The following is a 14891-nucleotide window of genomic DNA, read 5'->3' on the forward strand; positions in this document are numbered from 1 at the left end:
AACTTCAGCATGTCCTCCGGCATGACCTGGCTGAAGATGTCGTCGGTCGACCGCTCGGAGACCGACCGGAGCCGGGCGCCGAAGCCCGTGCCACCGTGCCCGGTGCGGGCCTCGATGATCTGGTCGAGCCCGGCGAAGGCGCCACCGCAGATGAACAGCACGTTGGTGGTGTCGATCTGGATGAACTCCTGGTGCGGGTGCTTGCGCCCGCCCTGCGGCGGCACGTTGGCCACCGTGCCTTCCAGCATCTTGAGCAGCGCCTGCTGGACGCCCTCACCGGAGACGTCCCGGGTGATCGACGGGTTCTCCGACTTGCGGGCGATCTTGTCGACCTCGTCGATGTAGATGATGCCGGTCTCGGCGCGCTTGATGTCGTAGTCGGCGGCCTGGATCAGCTTGAGGAGGATGTTCTCCACGTCCTCGCCGACGTAGCCGGCCTCCGTGAGCGCGGTGGCGTCGGCGATGGCGAACGGCACGTTCAACATCCGGGCCAGGGTCTGCGCCAGGTGGGTCTTGCCGCACCCCGTGGGGCCGAGCAGCAGGATGTTGGACTTGGCCAGCTCGACGGCGTCGCTGCCGGAGCCCGGCGCGCCGGCCGCCTCGGCCTGGATCCGCTTGTAGTGGTTGTAGACCGCGACGGCGAGCGCCTTCTTGGCCTGGTCCTGCCCGACGACATAGGTGTCGAGGAACTGGCAGATCTCCATCGGCTTGGGAAGCTCTTCCCACTTCACCTCGCCGGACTCGGCCAACTCCTCCTCGATGATCTCGTTGCAGAGATCGATGCACTCGTCGCAGATGTAGACCCCTGGGCCCGCGATGAGCTTCTTGACCTGCTTCTGCGACTTACCGCAGAACGAGCATTTCAGTAGGTCGCCGCCGTCACCGATCCGTGCCACCTACGTTCTCCCTGCACTCGTCGACCGGAGACCCCGGCCCTCGCCTGCGGACGTGGAAGCGCCCGCCTCGTTTCACCCCGCTCGTTCACCCCGCCGGCGGACCGGTGGAGCCGCACAGACCCGACGTTACCCGCTGGCGGAGGTTTCTCCGACCCCCAAAACGGGTGTGTCAGACGGTCGGCCGGGAGCGGACTCCCGGCCGACCTCGACCCGAGCTCATCAGCTGGCGGCGTTGGCCGCCAGCAGGCCCTTCTTGCGGCTGGTGAGGATGGTGTCCACCAGCCCGTACTCCTTGGACTCCTCGGCCGTCATGATCTTGTCACGGTCGATGTCCTTGCGGACCTTGTCGAGCGGCTGGTTGCAGTGCCGGGAGAGCATCTCCTCGAGCTGCGTCCGCATCCGCAGGATCTCCCGGGCCTGGATCTCGATGTCCGAGCCCTGCCCGTAGCCGCCCTCGGTGGCCGGCTGGTGGATGATGATCCGCGAGTTCGGCAGCGCCATCCGCTTGCCAGGGGTGCCGGCGGCCAGCAGCACGGCGGCCGCGCTGGCGGCCTGGCCGAGGCAGACCGTCTGGATGTCCGGCCGGACGTACTGCATGGTGTCGTAGATCGCCGTCATGGCGGTGAACGAGCCACCGGGCGAGTTGATGTACATGATGATGTCGCGGTCCGGGTCGGTGCCCTCGAGCGTCAGCAGCTGCGCCATCACGTCGTTGGCCGACGCGTCGTCGACCTGGACGCCGAGGAAGATGATCCGGTCCTCGAAGAGCTTGTTGTAGGGGTTGGACTCCTTCACCCCGTACGACGTGCGCTCGACGAACGACGGCAGGACGTAGCGGTTGTGCACGGCCGCGAACTGGGGCGGCAGGCTCAGGTCGGTCATCGTCAGCTCCTCAGCTCAGGGTCCCGGCGCCATCCGGAACCTGGGCGGCCCCGATGATCACCTTGTCGATGAAGCCGTAGTCCAGGGCCTCCTGGGCGGTGAACCAGCGGTCGCGGTCGGAATCCGCCTCGATCTGCGCCTGGTCCTGACCGGTGTGGTGCGCGACCCGCTCCTGGAACATCCGCTTGGTGTAGAGCATCTGCTCCGCCTGGATGGCGATGTCGGACGCGGTGCCGCCCAGACCGCCGGAGGGCTGGTGCATCATGATCCGCGCGTGCGGCAGGGCGTAGCGCTTGCCCTTGGTGCCGGCGCAGAGCAGCAGCTGACCCATCGACGCCGCCATGCCCATCGCCACGGTCGAGACGTCGTTGTCGATGAACTGCATGGTGTCGTAGATCGCCATGCCGGAGTAGACGGAACCGCCCGGCGAGTTGATCCAGAGGTTGATGTCGCGGTCCGGGTCCTCCGCGGCGAGCAGCAGGAGCTGCGCGCAGATGCGGTTGGCGACCTGGTCGGTCACCTCGCTGCCCAGGAAGATGATGCGCTCCTTGAGCAACCGGTTGTAGACCGAGTCGTCGAGGTTGCCAATGGTGTCGCCACCGCGGGCATCGATCGCCCGGAGCGGCTTCGCTTGGATGTGCATGTCGGTCATGGCAGCCCTTCGCTCTCCGTACCGTCCTACCCGACACTAACCGCTCAGCCGGATGGCAGAGCGCCGGTCCGGGCAGTGTTCGCTATCAGCGCAGCACCGCCGAGGCGTACCCGAAAAGGGAATCGGCCGCCGTCCACCGCTGGCGGCGGACGGCGGCCTTCCCCGACGATCAGTGCTCGTGGTCGTGCTGGTGCTCGGCCTCGCTCTCGGCGCGCAGCGCGTCGAGGGTGACCTCGTTGCCCGCCGAGTCCTTGATCTTGATGCGCTCCATGACCGACGCCAGGGCCTTGCCCCGCCGCACGTCACCGAAGACGGCACCGGCCGCGCCCGAGCGGACCAGCTGGTCGTAGTACTGCTGCGGAGCCATCCCGGCGCGCTGGGCCCGGTGCACGATCTCGTGGCCGAACTCGTCGTCGGAGACCTGCACGTCCTCGGCGTCGGCGAGGGTGTCCAGCAGCAGCTGGACCTTGACGCCCTCGGTCGCCGCCTCGGTCAGCTCGGCGTCGATCTGCTCCTCGGTCTTCTCCTCGGCCGCGAGGTATTCCTCCAGCGAGGCGCCGATCCGCTCGAGCTGGTCGACCATGGCCTGCTTGCGGCTCTCGACCTCCTCGCGGACGATGCCCTCCGGCGCGGGCACCTCGGCGGCGGCCACCATCTGCTCCAGCGCCTTGTCACGGGCGGCGTAGATCTGCTCGACCCGCTTGCCCCGGGTGACCCGCTCGCGCAGGTCGCCGCGCAGCTCCTCGATGGTGTCGAACTCGCTCGCCATCTGGGCGAACTCGTCGTTGAGCTCCGGCAGCTCCTTCTCCTTGACCGTGCGGACGGTCACCGCCACCTCGGCGTCGCGGCCGGCGAAGTCGCCGCCGACGAGCTGGGTGGTGAAGCTGGTGCTCTCGCCGGCGGACAGGCCGACGACGGCCTCGTCCAGGCCCGGGAGGAGCTGCTTGCTGCCCACCTCGTGGGAGATGTTGCTGGCGGAGCCGCCCGGCACGTCCTCGCCGTCGACGGTCGCGTTCAGGTCGATCTGGACGTAGTCGCCCTCCTGGGCGGCCCGCTCGACGGTCTTCAGGGTGGCGAACCGCTCACGCAGGCTCTTCACCTGCTCGTCGACCTCGCTGTCGTCGATCTGGAGCTCGTCGACGGTCACCTCGATGGTCGCCGGGTCCGGCAGGGTGATCTCCGGGCGGACGTCGACCTCGGCGGTGAAGTTCAGCGAGTCACCGTCGTTGAACTCGGTGATCTCGACCTCGGGGCGGCCGAGCGTCTTCAGGTCGTGCTCGCGGACGGCGGCCAGGATGTTCTGCGGGATGGCCTCCTGCACGGCCTCGTTGAGGACGGTGCCCCGGCCGACCCGCTGGTCGATCACGGCCGCCGGAACCTTGCCCTTACGGAAGCCGGGCACCTGGACCTGCTGTCCGATCTCCCGGTACGCCTTCCTGAGGCTCGGCTCGAGCTCGACGAACGGCACCTCGATGGCGAGCCGCACGCGCGTCGGGCTCAGAGTCTCGACGGTGCTCTTCACAGGCGTACTCCTTGACGGATCTCGGTTTTAGTCTGGGCGTGATAAGCCCATCGAGTGTAGGCGAGCCGGCCGGACGCACCGGCAGCGGCCGGGAACCGCGCGAAGGGCGACCCCGGCGGCCGGCCGCGGACGACAGTCGGGGTGGCGGGATTTGAACCCACGGCCCCTCGCTCCCAAAGCGAGTGCGCTACCAAGCTGCGCCACACCCCGTGGCGACGAGCAGTCTATGCCGTCGCGGCCCGCCGGAAGTCCCGGGGCGTCCCTCAACGCGCCGAAGAGGGACCAACCGGGCATCCGGGCGCTGCGGACGGGTCGCGGGGACCCGCCGGGACACGGCTGAGCGGGCGGCGCGGGTCATTGGGTACGCTGTCGGCGCGCCCTGCGGTGGCAAGGCGCATGCGGGCGTAGCTCAATGGCAGAGCTTCAGTCTTCCAAACTGACGGTGCGGGTTCGATTCCCGTCGCCCGCTCCAGCAGTACCGGCCCAGGCCAGCGACATGATCGCCGAGCCTGGGCCGTTCTTGTTCCGACCGTACGGATCTTGGGGCCAGCGGCGCCGGCCGTGCCGTGGACCGGGGCTAGAGGCCGTAGACGGTCAGCTTCGTGCCGTCGGTGACATACACCCTGCCGTAGGTGACCACGAGCTGGTCGACCGCGCCGGTGAACGCCGGCGCTTTCAGCGGGGCACCGTCGACCGGGTTCAGGGTGTACACCCGGTCGCTCTTGGCGGTGACGTACAAGACACCACCCGCGATGATCGCCCGCTGGTGCTGGCTTTCCGAAATGCTCCGGCTCCAGATCGTGGCGCCGGAGCTGCGGTTCAACGCGGAGACGGTGCCCCCCGTGGAGGTGACGTACAGCCGGGTCGGGGTGACCACCACGAACCTCGGGTACAGGCCCGACGCGAGCCAGGTCAGGGTGCCGGTCGTCGCGTCGAGGACCTGCAGGCTGTGCCCCCACCCGACGTAGAACCTGGTCCCCGTCTCGTCCGCCGCGAGCGGCCGGTACTCGCGGTCCTGAGTGGTGTGGACGACTCTGCCGGTGCCGATGTCGACAATGGTGCTCGTCAGGGGTCCGGCGCCCAGTCCGGTCCCGGAGACGAGGACGCGACCGTTCGCCGAGACCGGCTGTCTCATGTGCTGGTCGCGCTGCCACAGCAGCTGCCCGTCGGCGAGGCGGTAGGCACGTGTGTCACTGCTGTAGCGGCTCTCGCCGGAGAGCACGACGACATCCCGGTCGACGAGGATCTGCGTGACCACGCCCTCGTCCTGGAAGTCCCGGACCACCGTCCCGGTCGCGGCGTCCAGGACGAAGACCTGGGTGGAATCGGCGCCGGGCATGGCCGGGGGATCGTTCACCGCCCAGACGATCCGGCCGGCCGTGTGGACGAGGTGCGACGGCCCGCCGTACCTCTCCGGGTCCGGCTCGAAGCGCCACTTCCGCGCGCCGGTCTCCTCGTCGGTGGCCGTGACACCGACGTCGTCCCGGGTGTACACGAGTCCGTCGGCGACGACCGGTGCACGCTGGCCGGTCCGGGCCGGGGTGCCGGCGTACGCGAGCTTGAGGTTCGGGACGGTCGGGACCGTCACCTTCGACTCGTTGGGATTGAATCCGCTGTTGCTGACCAGGTAGCCGGACATGGCCCACCAGCCCGTGCCGCCCGCGGCGGCCGGCGCCGCCGGCATCGCCACCGTCGCCGCGAGCACTGCGGCAACGGTCAGTGCCCTTAGCGAAGGCTTCACTCGTACCTCCCCGTTGGCGCGGCGTCGCACGACCCCGCGCTTCTGTCCTCCCTGCCGGCGCCGTGCCGGGATGCGTCCCTGCTGCCTCGGCGCCGCAGTGCCGGTGATCCTATGGCTCGAACGACGTCCATGGTTGTCTGCCGACGGCACGTTGGAGCAGGGCGTGACCTCCGGACGTGAGCTGACAACCGCACGAGGTGCGTCGCTTGCAGCAGATTCCTCACGCATCGAGACAGATGCGTCGAGGCGTGGAACGCGCGCTCGCGGCACGGACACCACCATCCGGTGCGACGGGTTGCGCACCACCCCGTGAAGAGACCGATGTGTGATCTCAGCCGGCAGCTGCGCGGCGCCGCTACCGTGTTGCCCGTGACGACCTACGAGGCGGGCGCAACGGCCGTGGACCTTCTGCTCGCCAGCGCGGCTGTCGCCCTGGTCGGGTCCGCTGCATGGGTGGTCATCCACAGTCGAGGCGCGTCGACGGTGCGGCTGTTCGGGCGGAGCCTGCACCGCCCCCGGTTGTGGGCCGCAGGGGCAGCCTGCATGGGCTGCTACGTTCTGCTGGGGCTGGGAAGCCTCACGGAGGTCACGCCCGGCGCCTGGCGCACTCCGAGTCGGTGGATCAGTGGCGTGCTGTTACTGGCTGCGTTGGCTCTGCTGGTCACCCACGGAATCCTTGATCACCGCGCCAGGCGTCGGACCGGTCGTACGCAGCAATCTGGGCCGTGACGGGAGCCGGCGGGCCGGCCGTCGTCGCAGGGCGGCGTGGACGGCATCACCTGATCGGCGACCCACCGTCCACCGGGATGGTGTGGCCGTGGATGAAGGAGGCGTCGTCGCTCGCGAGGAAGCAGACCGCCCGGGCCACCTCGTGGGGTTCGCCGTACCGGCCCGCGGGGGCCTGCATCGTCAGGTCGTAGAACGGGAAGTCGCTGGTGATCTCCGCGCCCTCGAACGCTGCCGTCTTGATGACGCCCGGTCCGATGCCCACGGCGCGGATGCCCCGGTGGCCGTAGTCGTAGGCGATCTGCTTCGTCAGCCCGATGACACCGTGCTTGGCCGTGGTGTATTCGGCCCCGACCTCGCTGGCGACCAGCCCGGATGCTGAGGAAACGTTGATCACGACGCCGCTCCCACGCTCCAGCATGTGGGGAAGCGTGGCCTTCGTCGCGAGGAAGACCCCCTTCAGGTCGACCTCCATGACGCGCTCCCACTGGCTGGTCTCGATGTCGAGCAGCGGGAGGTAGGCGCCGAACACGCCGGCATTGTTCACCAGCACGTCGACGTGGCCGTACGCGTCGACGGCGGCGCTCACCATGCCGTGGACCGAAGCCTCGTCGGTGACGTCCGCCGCCACCCCGGTCGCCTCGCCCCCGGCGGCACGGATCCGGTCGACCGTCGCGTCGGCGCGTTCGCGGGAGAGGTCGGACACGACGACCTTCGCCCCTTCCTTGGCCAGCTCCACGCACATGGACTGGCCGAGGCCGGAACCGACCTGATCGGGGCTGTATCCGCCCCCGGTGACGAGCACGACCTTGTCCGTCAGTCCGCGCACGCTCAATCTCCCGTCTAGGTGGGGAAAACTCCCTGGCCGATCGGCTCGACTCCTGTCGGACTGCTCGGGGCTGCGACACCCGAGGTCCGCCGGCTCACGGTAAGTGCCCAGGTCGGTTCGGACAGCGGGATCGTCCGTCGGTACGCCCATCGGGTGCCCGCCGATCACCGCGGTAAGCCGTAGGACGCCGGACAGCCACGCCGCCGCGTCGCCATGCCAACACGCGCCAGCAGCCGACCCGCCAGCCGTCAGCGGGCGGTCACGATCGGGCAGTACGGCACCGCGACATGGTACCGAAACACCGCCGGGCCGAGGCGGTAGTGAGCATATCAGGTCGCTTTGCCTATCACTCACCTATCGTGGCCATTGATCGCGCACCAGAGCATGTCGAGGCGGAGCAACAACCGCCCTGTCGAAAAGGTGGGAAATGGCGAAGAAGGTTGCCGTCAAAGTAAACGAGGATGCCATCGTCTGGAAGGAGTTCACCAGCGCCAAGGGGAAGAAGTACGAGGTGGGCCACCTCGGCGAACCCGACGCGGACCAGGGCGGATCGGCTGCGCCCAAGGGGAAGACCGACTTCGGCATCAGCTGCAACTGGCCCGTTGGTGGAAACGACTGGATAACCACCGAGGCCAGTTTCAAGACCACGACGGCCATCTCGAGGTACAAGCTGCACTCCAATACCGACATGTCGGGGGAAGAAGTCGGCGGCTATGCCTACCGGCTGGAATTCTCCAACGAAGAGCACTACGACTACGACTTCTTCGACCAGGAAGGTGACAGTTACCGGTGCAACACCTTCAGCAATACTGACCATTTCGTCCGGTACAACTCGGAGAAGCCCACGATCGCGTACATCAGAGGTAGTTAGCGTCGAGAGCGGTTGGTGGCACCGCACCACCGCCAGGTGGGTCCTCGGGTACTGGTCGGCGAGCGACGCCACGGCGATCGGAAGGCGACCGCCGTGCGACGTGGGTAGCCTTTCGACGTGGAATTTGATGATCTTCCGGCTGCGGAGTTCGCGTTTCCGGGACCGCTGCGGGACAGCCTGGTGGCCGCGATCCTGGCCGGCACGAAGACCTCGACGTCCAGCCTCGTGCTCGGCTACGAGCGGTCGGACGAGCCGATGCCCGAGGTGGGCCAGCGCTCGGCGGTGCTCGACTCGGCGGGCCAGCGGGTCGCGGTCATCGAGGTGACCGAGGTACGCGTGGTCCGGCTCGGCGACGTCGACCTGCGACACGCCCTCGACGAGGGCGAGGGGTACGAGTCGGTGGCGCAGTGGCGGGCCGGGCACGAGACGTTCTGGCACAGCGCGGAGGTACGCGCGGAGCTGGGCGATCCGGGCTTCACCGTCCACGACGACACCCCGGTCCTGCTCGAACGCTTCCGGCTGCTGCACACCGTCTGACGACGGTATCCGGCGGCCCGGGCGTGCGGTTGCGTACGCCTGCACGCCCGGGTCGCCGCCGCTCAGCCCCAGTGCTGCGGGGCGGGCTGGCGGGTGGTGGCGTTCAACCGGTTGAAGAAGTTGGTGGTGGCGAGCCAGAGCACCAGCGCGGCCAGCTCCTTCTCCTCGAAGTGCCGGGCGGCCTCGTTCCACACCTCGTCCGGCACGGGGTCGGCCCGGTCGGCGAGCCGCGTGGCGGACTCGGCGAGCGCGAGCGCGGCCCGCTCCGCGTCGGTGAAGTACGGCGTCTCCCGCCAGGCGGCCAGCGCAAACAGCCGCTCCTCGGTCTCCCCCGCCTTCCGGGCGTTGCGGGCACCGGAGTCGACGCAGGCGCTGCACCCGTTGATCTGGCTGGCCCGCAGGTGGACCAGCTCCAGGGTGCTGCCCGGCACCCCGGCCGAGTGGGCCGCCTTGTAGAGCAGATTGATTGCCTTCACCACGTCGGGGAGCAGGGTCGCGGGGTTCTGCATACGGGCCTGTACGGACATCGCGTGCCGTCCTTCCTGTTACGCTGCCGACGCCCCCGCCGCAGCGCTTCCTTCTTCGTCACCCTGCTGTCGACGGTCGGAGGGGCGACGTGACAGATGTGACCCGGGCCACACAAGGGCCGGAGGCCGACCGGGATGGCGATGCCGTGAGCGACACCGACCTGCTCGCCGTGCGCTTCGAGGAGCAGCGCCCCCGGCTGCGCTCCGTGGCCCGACGGATGCTCGGCTCCGGGGCGGAGGCCGACGACGCGGTCCAGGACACCTGGCTGCGGCTCAGCCGCGCCGACGTCGACGGCATCGAGAACCTGCCGGGCTGGCTCACCACCACCGTCGGGCGGGTCTGCCTCGACCGGCTGGGCTCCAGCGCCGCGCGGCACGAGCGGCCCACCGACGTGGCCGCCGACGAGTCGACCACGTCCGCGGCCGGCGAGGCCGACCCCGAGCGCGAGGCGATGCTCACGGAGTCGGTCGGGCGTGCGCTGGACGTGGTGCTGCGGACCCTCGGCCCCACCGAGCGGCTCGTGTTCGTGCTGCACGACATGTTCGCGGTCTCCTTCGACGAGCTCGCGCCCGTGGTCGACCGCAGCCCGGCCGCCGTACGGCAGATCGCCAGCCGGGCCCGCCGGCGCGTGCAGGGCGGGTCGCCGGCGCCGGAGGCCGACCGGGCGCGGCAGCGCGGGGTCGTCCAGGCGTTCCTCGCCGCGTCCCGCGAGGGGCGCTTCGACGACCTGCTCACCCTGCTCGACCCGCACGTCGTCCTGCGCTCCGACGCGGCGGCCGTCGCGATGGGCGGGGTCGGCGAGGCTCGCGGCTCGGCCACGGTGGCCGACTTCTTCTCCGGCAAGGCGCAGGGAGCGGTGCCGGCGTTCGTCGACGGCGCGCCGGGAGCGGTGGTGCTCGTCGACGGCCGTACGCGCCTGGTGCTCAGCTTCGTGGTCACCGACCGGGTCCTCGGCATCGAGGTGGTCGCCGACCCCGACCAGATCGCCGGGCTGGACCTGATCGTCGGCTGACGGCCCGCGTAGCCTGAGCCGTCCGTCAGGGCGGGATCGGCGCCGGTGCGGCTGCTGCGTACCATGCGGGGCCGGGCATCCCCTCGTCCCGCGGAGGTAACGGCAGATGGCAGGCCAGCACGAGGGGTACGCCCTCGGCGTCGACCTCGGCACGTCCCACACCGTCGCCGTGCTGCGCCGGCCCGACGGGCACACCCGCCCGCTGCTCGTGGACGGGCAGCCGATCATCCCCTCCGGCGTGTACGCCGACGCGGACGGGCTGCTGCACGCCGGCCGGGACGCCCAGCGGCTGGCCCGGACCGACCCGGGCCGGTACGAGCCCAACCCGAAGCGGCGCGTCGACGAGCCCTCCGTGCTGCTGGGCGATCGCCGGTACCCGCCGGCCGAGCTGCTGGCCGCGACGCTGCACGCGGTGGCCCGGGCGGCCGTCGAGGCGGTCGGGTTCCTGCCTCCGGCGGTGCTCACCTGCCCGGCGACCTGGGACGCGGCCCGGCGCCAGGTGCTGGCCGACGCCCTGGCGGCGGCCGGCTGGCCGTCGGCGGCCGAGCACACGCTCTCCGGTCCCACGCCGCCGGGCACCCGGCTGCTGCGGGAGCCGGTGGCCGCCGCCCGCTACTACACCCAGGTGCTGCGCCGCCCGGTGCCGGTGGGCGGGACGATCGCGGTCTTCGACTTCGGCGCGGGGACGCTGGACGTCGCGGTGCTGCGCAACGAGGGCGCGGACCCGTGGGGCGACTCCGGGTTCACGGTCGTCACGGCGGGCGGCGCGGACGATCTCGGTGGCCTGGACGTGGACGCCGCCCTGCTGGGTCGCCTCGGTGAGCTGGTGGCCGAGGCGCACCCCGACCGGTGGGCGCGGCTGACCCGTCCGGAGTCCGCGACCCAGTGGCGGGAGCGCCACGAGCTCTGGGAGAACGTCCGGGGCGCCAAGGAGATGCTGTCGCGGGTGCCGGCCGCGCCGGTGGCCGTACCGGGGGTGGAGGCGGCGGTCACGCTCACCCGGGCCGACCTGGAGCGGGTGGCCGCGCCGCTGCTGGGTCGGGCGGTGGCGGTGGCCCGGGAGGTGATCGCGGCGGCCGGCCTCGACGCGCAGCAGCTCTCGGGCCTGTTCCTGGTCGGCGGCGCCACCCGGATGCCGATGGTGGCCCGGCTGCTGCACGCCGAGCTGGGCGTCGCCCCGACCGTGTTGGAGCAGCCGGAGCTGCCCGTGGCCGAGGGGGCGCTGACCGACCTGCCCCTGCCCCGGCGCGGCCGTGCCGCCGACGCCTTCGCCGCACCCGCCGTCGCACCGGCGCAACCGGCCGCGCCCGCCGTGCCGGCGAGACCGGCCGGGGTACCACAGCCCGATCCCGCCGCGCCGGCACCACAGGCCGCCGCGTCGACACCGCCCGGCCTGACGGCGCAGCCCGGGTCCGTCGGCGGGCCGCCGTACGAGCCGGCCGCGCCCCACCGGCCCGCCGCGCCGGGTGGGGGTGCCGGCGGCCAGGACGGCAACGCGCCGACCGTGCCCGCCGGCCCGGCCCCCACGCCGACCGCCGTCGGCGGACCGGAGGGCGTCACGCCGGCCCTGCCCGCCGGGCTCGCGCCGACCATGGTCGCCGGCCCGCCGACCGCTCCGACCGTGCCCGCGACACGGTCGCCGGCCACCCCGTTCGCCCCGCCGGGCGCCGGCCCGTCGTCGTTCGCCCCGCCGGGCGCCGGCCCGTCGTCGTTCGCGCCGCCGGACGCCGGCCCGTCTCCGGTCGCACAGGCGTGGGCGCCGGAGGCTCACCCGTCGTCGGGCGCACCGGCCGGAGGCACGGCACCCTACGCACCGCCGGGCGTACCCCTGGGCGGTGCCGCGGGGGCGTGGTCGGGCGTACCCGTCTCCGGGACGCCGGTGTCGCCGTCGCCCGGCGGCGGCCGGAGCGGGCTGGCGCTCCCCCGACGCCGGGCGCTCTGGATCTCGCTCGCCGCCGTCCTCGCGCTGGCCGGCGTGGCGACCGCGGCGGTGCTGTACCTGACCCGGGACCGCTACCCGGCCCTGGAGTTCCGCACCGTCGACCAGCTGACGCGGGTGCCCGCCGGCACCGAGCGACCGGCGGACATGTTCACCGCCGTCCTCGGCGACCGGGCGTACCTCGGGTATCCGCTCGGCGACGGGCGGCTGGAGGTGGTGGCGGTCGACGCCGGCACGGGCGCGGTGAAGTGGCGCAGGCAGACGGCGGCGACCTCCGAGCGGTGGGAGCGGATCGTCGCGCTGCCCGGCGCGGTCGCGGTCGTCGCCGACGCCATCGGCGACGACACCCCCCGCGACCTGGTGCTGCTCGACGGCGCCTCCGGCGACCAGCGGTGGCGCCGGCCGATCCTGGGCGACGACGACGTCCTCTTCGGCGACGGCGTCGCGGTGCAGGTCGACCGCACCGGCAAGCGGCTCGTCGGGCTGCGCCTGCGCGACGGCGGGGAGATCTGGGCGCAGCCCAGCCCGCGCGACGAGTACGACAACACGCGCACCGCCGTCCACCCGGTGACCACCGACGAGGCGCTGGCCGGCCCGGCCTTCCTCGACGGTTCCCCGCGCGATCCGTGGCGCGGGGACGTCAGCCGGATCGTGCAGGTGGGCGCGGACCGGTCCGTCCGGCTGATCGAGATGGGCAGCGGCCGGGTGGTCTCCACCCGCGCCGGGGTGGCCGACCACGACGACCTGGTGGTGGCGCACGGGGACCGGCTCTACGTGGCGCGCGACGACGCCGGTTACCAGCTGCTGGCGTACGACCTGACGAGCGACGCCCAGCCGAAGGTGCTCTACACCGCAGAGGACGACCGGCGACGGCCGAAGTCGCTGGTGCCCTGCGGCGAGCACCGGGCGTGCCTCCTGGAGGTGACCGGGGGCGACGACGAGACCGCCGAGGTCGTGGCGGCGACCGAGGAGAAGTGGACCCGCTGGAAGGCGCCGGAGGCGACCCTGCTGGTGCCGCTCGGTGAGCACCTGCTCGCCCGACGGACCACCCCGGAGGCGGCCGGCACGCTGTTCGGCCCCGACGGTCGCGCCGTGCTCTCCGAGCGCGGCGGGGTGGCGGTCCGGCTCGACGCGGGCAACGTGCTCCTCCTCGCCGACCCGCCGAGCTCGATCGAGGACGACCGCAGCGTCGCCGGGATGTCCGTGGGCTCGGGCGAGGTGGCCGAGCTGGGCCAGTTGAAGGACGTACGCAGCGACAGCTGCTCGTGGAACACCAGCGTCATCGTCTGCGGCGCCGGGAGGCGGAGCGGGGACGCCGGGGCACGGTCCCCGTACGGATTCGTGCTCTACCGGTTCGCCGAGTAGCCGATTCCCGACAGCGATTCATAACGATCTATATAGCCGATAGCCTCCTCTCAACGGCCAGGCAGCTTCGCGTCGGTCACGAGCCGGCGCGGGGCCGACAGGAGGAGGACCGGCAGATGACACTTCCCCGTACCCGGCGATGGCGCGCCCGCGCGGTGGGCGTACTCGCCGCCGCCACGGTCGTCGCCGCGATGGGCACCCCCGCGGCGGCGGATACGGCCACCGGCGGGATCCTGCACGCCGACGCCGCGGGCGCCGTGACCGACGCATACGTGGTGGTACTCAGGGACGACGCACTCGGGCACGCCGATGGTCGGCGGGCCGCCGTCACGGACGCCGCCGGCCGGCTGGCCGACCGCTACGGGGCCACCGTCGGCCGCGTCTACGGGCACGCGCTCAGCGGATTCGTGGCGCACCTGCCCGAGCGGGCGGCCCGACGGCTCGCCGCCGACCCGGCCGTGGCGTACGTGGAACGGGACCGGGTGGTGACCCTCGTCGGGCCGGGCGTGCAGCTCAACCCGCCGTCGTGGGGGCTGGACCGGATCGACCAGCGCCGCCTCCCGCTCGACGGCCGGTACGCCTACCCGAACACCGCGCACAACGTGCACGCGTACGTCATCGACACGGGCATCCGGAGCACGCACGGCGACTTCGGCGTCCGGGCCAGCGGCGGCGTCGACCTGGTCGACGGCGGCCCGGCGGACGACTGCAACGGCCACGGCACCCACCTCGCCGGAACCGTCGGCGGCACCCTGCACGGGGTGGCCAAGGAGGTGCGGCTGCGGCCGGTGCGGGTGCTCAACTGCGCGGGCAGCGGCACGTTCTCCCAGGTGATCGCCGGGGTGGACTGGGTCACCGCGAACGCGGTGCGGCCCGCGGTGGCGCTCATGGCGCTCGGCGGCGGCGCCAGCACGACGCTGGACGCCGCGGTGAACCGTTCGATCTCCTCCGGGGTGACGTACGCCGTCTCGGCGGGCAGCTCGAACGGCAGCGCGTGCAACTACTCGCCCGCGCGGGTGGCGGCGGCGCTCACGGTGGCCGGCACCACCAGCACCGACGCCCGGATGCCGAGCGGCAACTACGGCAGTTGCCTCGACCTGTACGCCCCCGGCGCCAACATCCGGTCCACCTGGCACACCAGCGACACGGCGGTGACCACCATCAGCGGCACCTCGATGGCCGCCGCGCACGTCGCCGGGTGCGCCGCCCTCGCGCTCTCGGCCAATCCCACCTGGAGCCCCGCGCAGGTGGCGGCGCACCTGAACGGCCGGGCGACGATCGGGGTGGTGACGGGCGTCGTCAGCGGCACGCCGAACCGCCTGCTCTACTGCGGCCCCTGACCCCACGCGGCCCTGGTCCGCGCGGCCCGTCGCACCGGCGGGCCGCGCGGC

13 protein-coding genes and 2 tRNA genes (1 of these 15 cut by a window edge) are annotated in these 14891 nt (G+C 71.9%); 7 read left to right on the plus strand and 8 right to left on the minus strand.

Features of this window, described 5'->3' with window-relative positions:
• From clpX to CLT72_RS15120, 5 genes are all read right to left on the minus strand, one after another.
• Positions 1 to 896: the 5' portion of an ATP-dependent Clp protease ATP-binding subunit ClpX gene (gene clpX / locus CLT72_RS15100; protein ID WP_088998843.1), read on the minus strand. It extends 400 nt beyond the left edge of the window; 896 of the gene's 1296 nt are visible here — the first part of the coding sequence; it begins with the start codon at positions 894 to 896; its stop codon lies off the left edge, out of view.
• 219 nt (positions 897 to 1115) lie between these two features.
• Positions 1116 to 1778: an ATP-dependent Clp protease proteolytic subunit gene (locus CLT72_RS15105; protein WP_088998842.1), complete on the minus strand. Its 663-nt coding sequence runs from the start codon at positions 1776 to 1778 to the stop codon at positions 1116 to 1118.
• A 10-nt stretch (positions 1779 to 1788) separates the two neighbouring features.
• Positions 1789 to 2430: an ATP-dependent Clp protease proteolytic subunit gene (locus tag CLT72_RS15110; RefSeq protein WP_088998841.1), complete on the minus strand. Its 642-nt coding sequence runs from the start codon at positions 2428 to 2430 to the stop codon at positions 1789 to 1791.
• Positions 2431 to 2599: 169 nt separating this feature from the next.
• Positions 2600 to 3952, minus strand: a complete 1353-nt coding sequence (gene tig / locus CLT72_RS15115; RefSeq protein WP_101412407.1) for a trigger factor — start codon at positions 3950 to 3952, stop codon at positions 2600 to 2602.
• A 136-nt stretch (positions 3953 to 4088) separates the two neighbouring features.
• Positions 4089 to 4162: transfer RNA gene (locus tag CLT72_RS15120), tRNA-Pro, on the minus strand.
• 188 nt (positions 4163 to 4350) lie between these two features.
• Here CLT72_RS15120 and CLT72_RS15125 point away from each other — a divergent pair.
• Positions 4351 to 4424: transfer RNA gene (locus CLT72_RS15125), tRNA-Gly, on the plus strand.
• 105 nt (positions 4425 to 4529) lie between these two features.
• On the opposite strand, the gene CLT72_RS15130 is transcribed toward CLT72_RS15125, so the two are convergent.
• Complete coding sequence (locus CLT72_RS15130) at positions 4530 to 5999, minus strand: outer membrane protein assembly factor BamB family protein (RefSeq protein ID WP_144082257.1); 1470 nt, start codon at positions 5997 to 5999, stop codon at positions 4530 to 4532.
• A 63-nt stretch (positions 6000 to 6062) separates the two neighbouring features.
• On the opposite strand from CLT72_RS15130, the gene CLT72_RS15135 reads away from it, so the two are divergent.
• Positions 6063 to 6422 (plus strand): hypothetical protein, encoded by a 360-nt coding sequence (locus CLT72_RS15135; RefSeq protein ID WP_101415179.1) that lies wholly within the window; start codon positions 6063 to 6065, stop codon positions 6420 to 6422.
• Positions 6423 to 6468: 46 nt separating this feature from the next.
• Here CLT72_RS15135 and CLT72_RS15140 read toward each other — a convergent pair whose 3' ends face one another.
• Complete coding sequence (locus CLT72_RS15140; protein ID WP_101412409.1) at positions 6469 to 7248, minus strand: SDR family NAD(P)-dependent oxidoreductase; 780 nt, start codon at positions 7246 to 7248, stop codon at positions 6469 to 6471.
• A gap of 427 nt (positions 7249 to 7675) precedes the next feature.
• On the opposite strand from CLT72_RS15140, the gene CLT72_RS15145 reads away from it, so the two are divergent.
• The gene (locus tag CLT72_RS15145; protein ID WP_101412410.1) at positions 7676 to 8119 is read left to right on the plus strand and encodes a hypothetical protein; all 444 of its coding nucleotides are present in this window, start codon (positions 7676 to 7678) and stop codon (positions 8117 to 8119) included.
• 117 nt (positions 8120 to 8236) lie between these two features.
• Positions 8237 to 8656: an ASCH domain-containing protein gene (locus CLT72_RS15150; RefSeq protein ID WP_101412411.1), complete on the plus strand. Its 420-nt coding sequence runs from the start codon at positions 8237 to 8239 to the stop codon at positions 8654 to 8656.
• Positions 8657 to 8718: 62 nt separating this feature from the next.
• Here CLT72_RS15150 and CLT72_RS15155 read toward each other — a convergent pair whose 3' ends face one another.
• On the minus strand, positions 8719 to 9183 hold the full coding sequence (locus tag CLT72_RS15155) for a carboxymuconolactone decarboxylase family protein (protein ID WP_199184572.1): 465 nt from the start codon (positions 9181 to 9183) through the stop codon (positions 8719 to 8721).
• Between the two features lie 146 nt (positions 9184 to 9329).
• Between CLT72_RS15155 and CLT72_RS15160 the strand changes: the two genes are divergently transcribed.
• The 3 genes from CLT72_RS15160 (at position 9330) to CLT72_RS15170 (ending at position 14840) form a co-directional block, all read left to right on the plus strand.
• Entirely contained in the window at positions 9330 to 10196 is an 867-nt protein-coding gene (locus tag CLT72_RS15160) for a sigma-70 family RNA polymerase sigma factor (protein ID WP_101412413.1), read from the plus strand.
• Between the two features lie 106 nt (positions 10197 to 10302).
• Positions 10303 to 13500 (plus strand): Hsp70 family protein, encoded by a 3198-nt coding sequence (locus CLT72_RS15165; RefSeq protein WP_101412414.1) that lies wholly within the window; start codon positions 10303 to 10305, stop codon positions 13498 to 13500.
• A gap of 116 nt (positions 13501 to 13616) precedes the next feature.
• Positions 13617 to 14840 (plus strand): S8 family peptidase, encoded by a 1224-nt coding sequence (locus CLT72_RS15170; RefSeq protein ID WP_101412415.1) that lies wholly within the window; start codon positions 13617 to 13619, stop codon positions 14838 to 14840.
• Positions 14841 to 14891 lie beyond the last annotated feature (51 nt).

The organism is Micromonospora sp. CNZ309 (assembly GCF_002846525.1).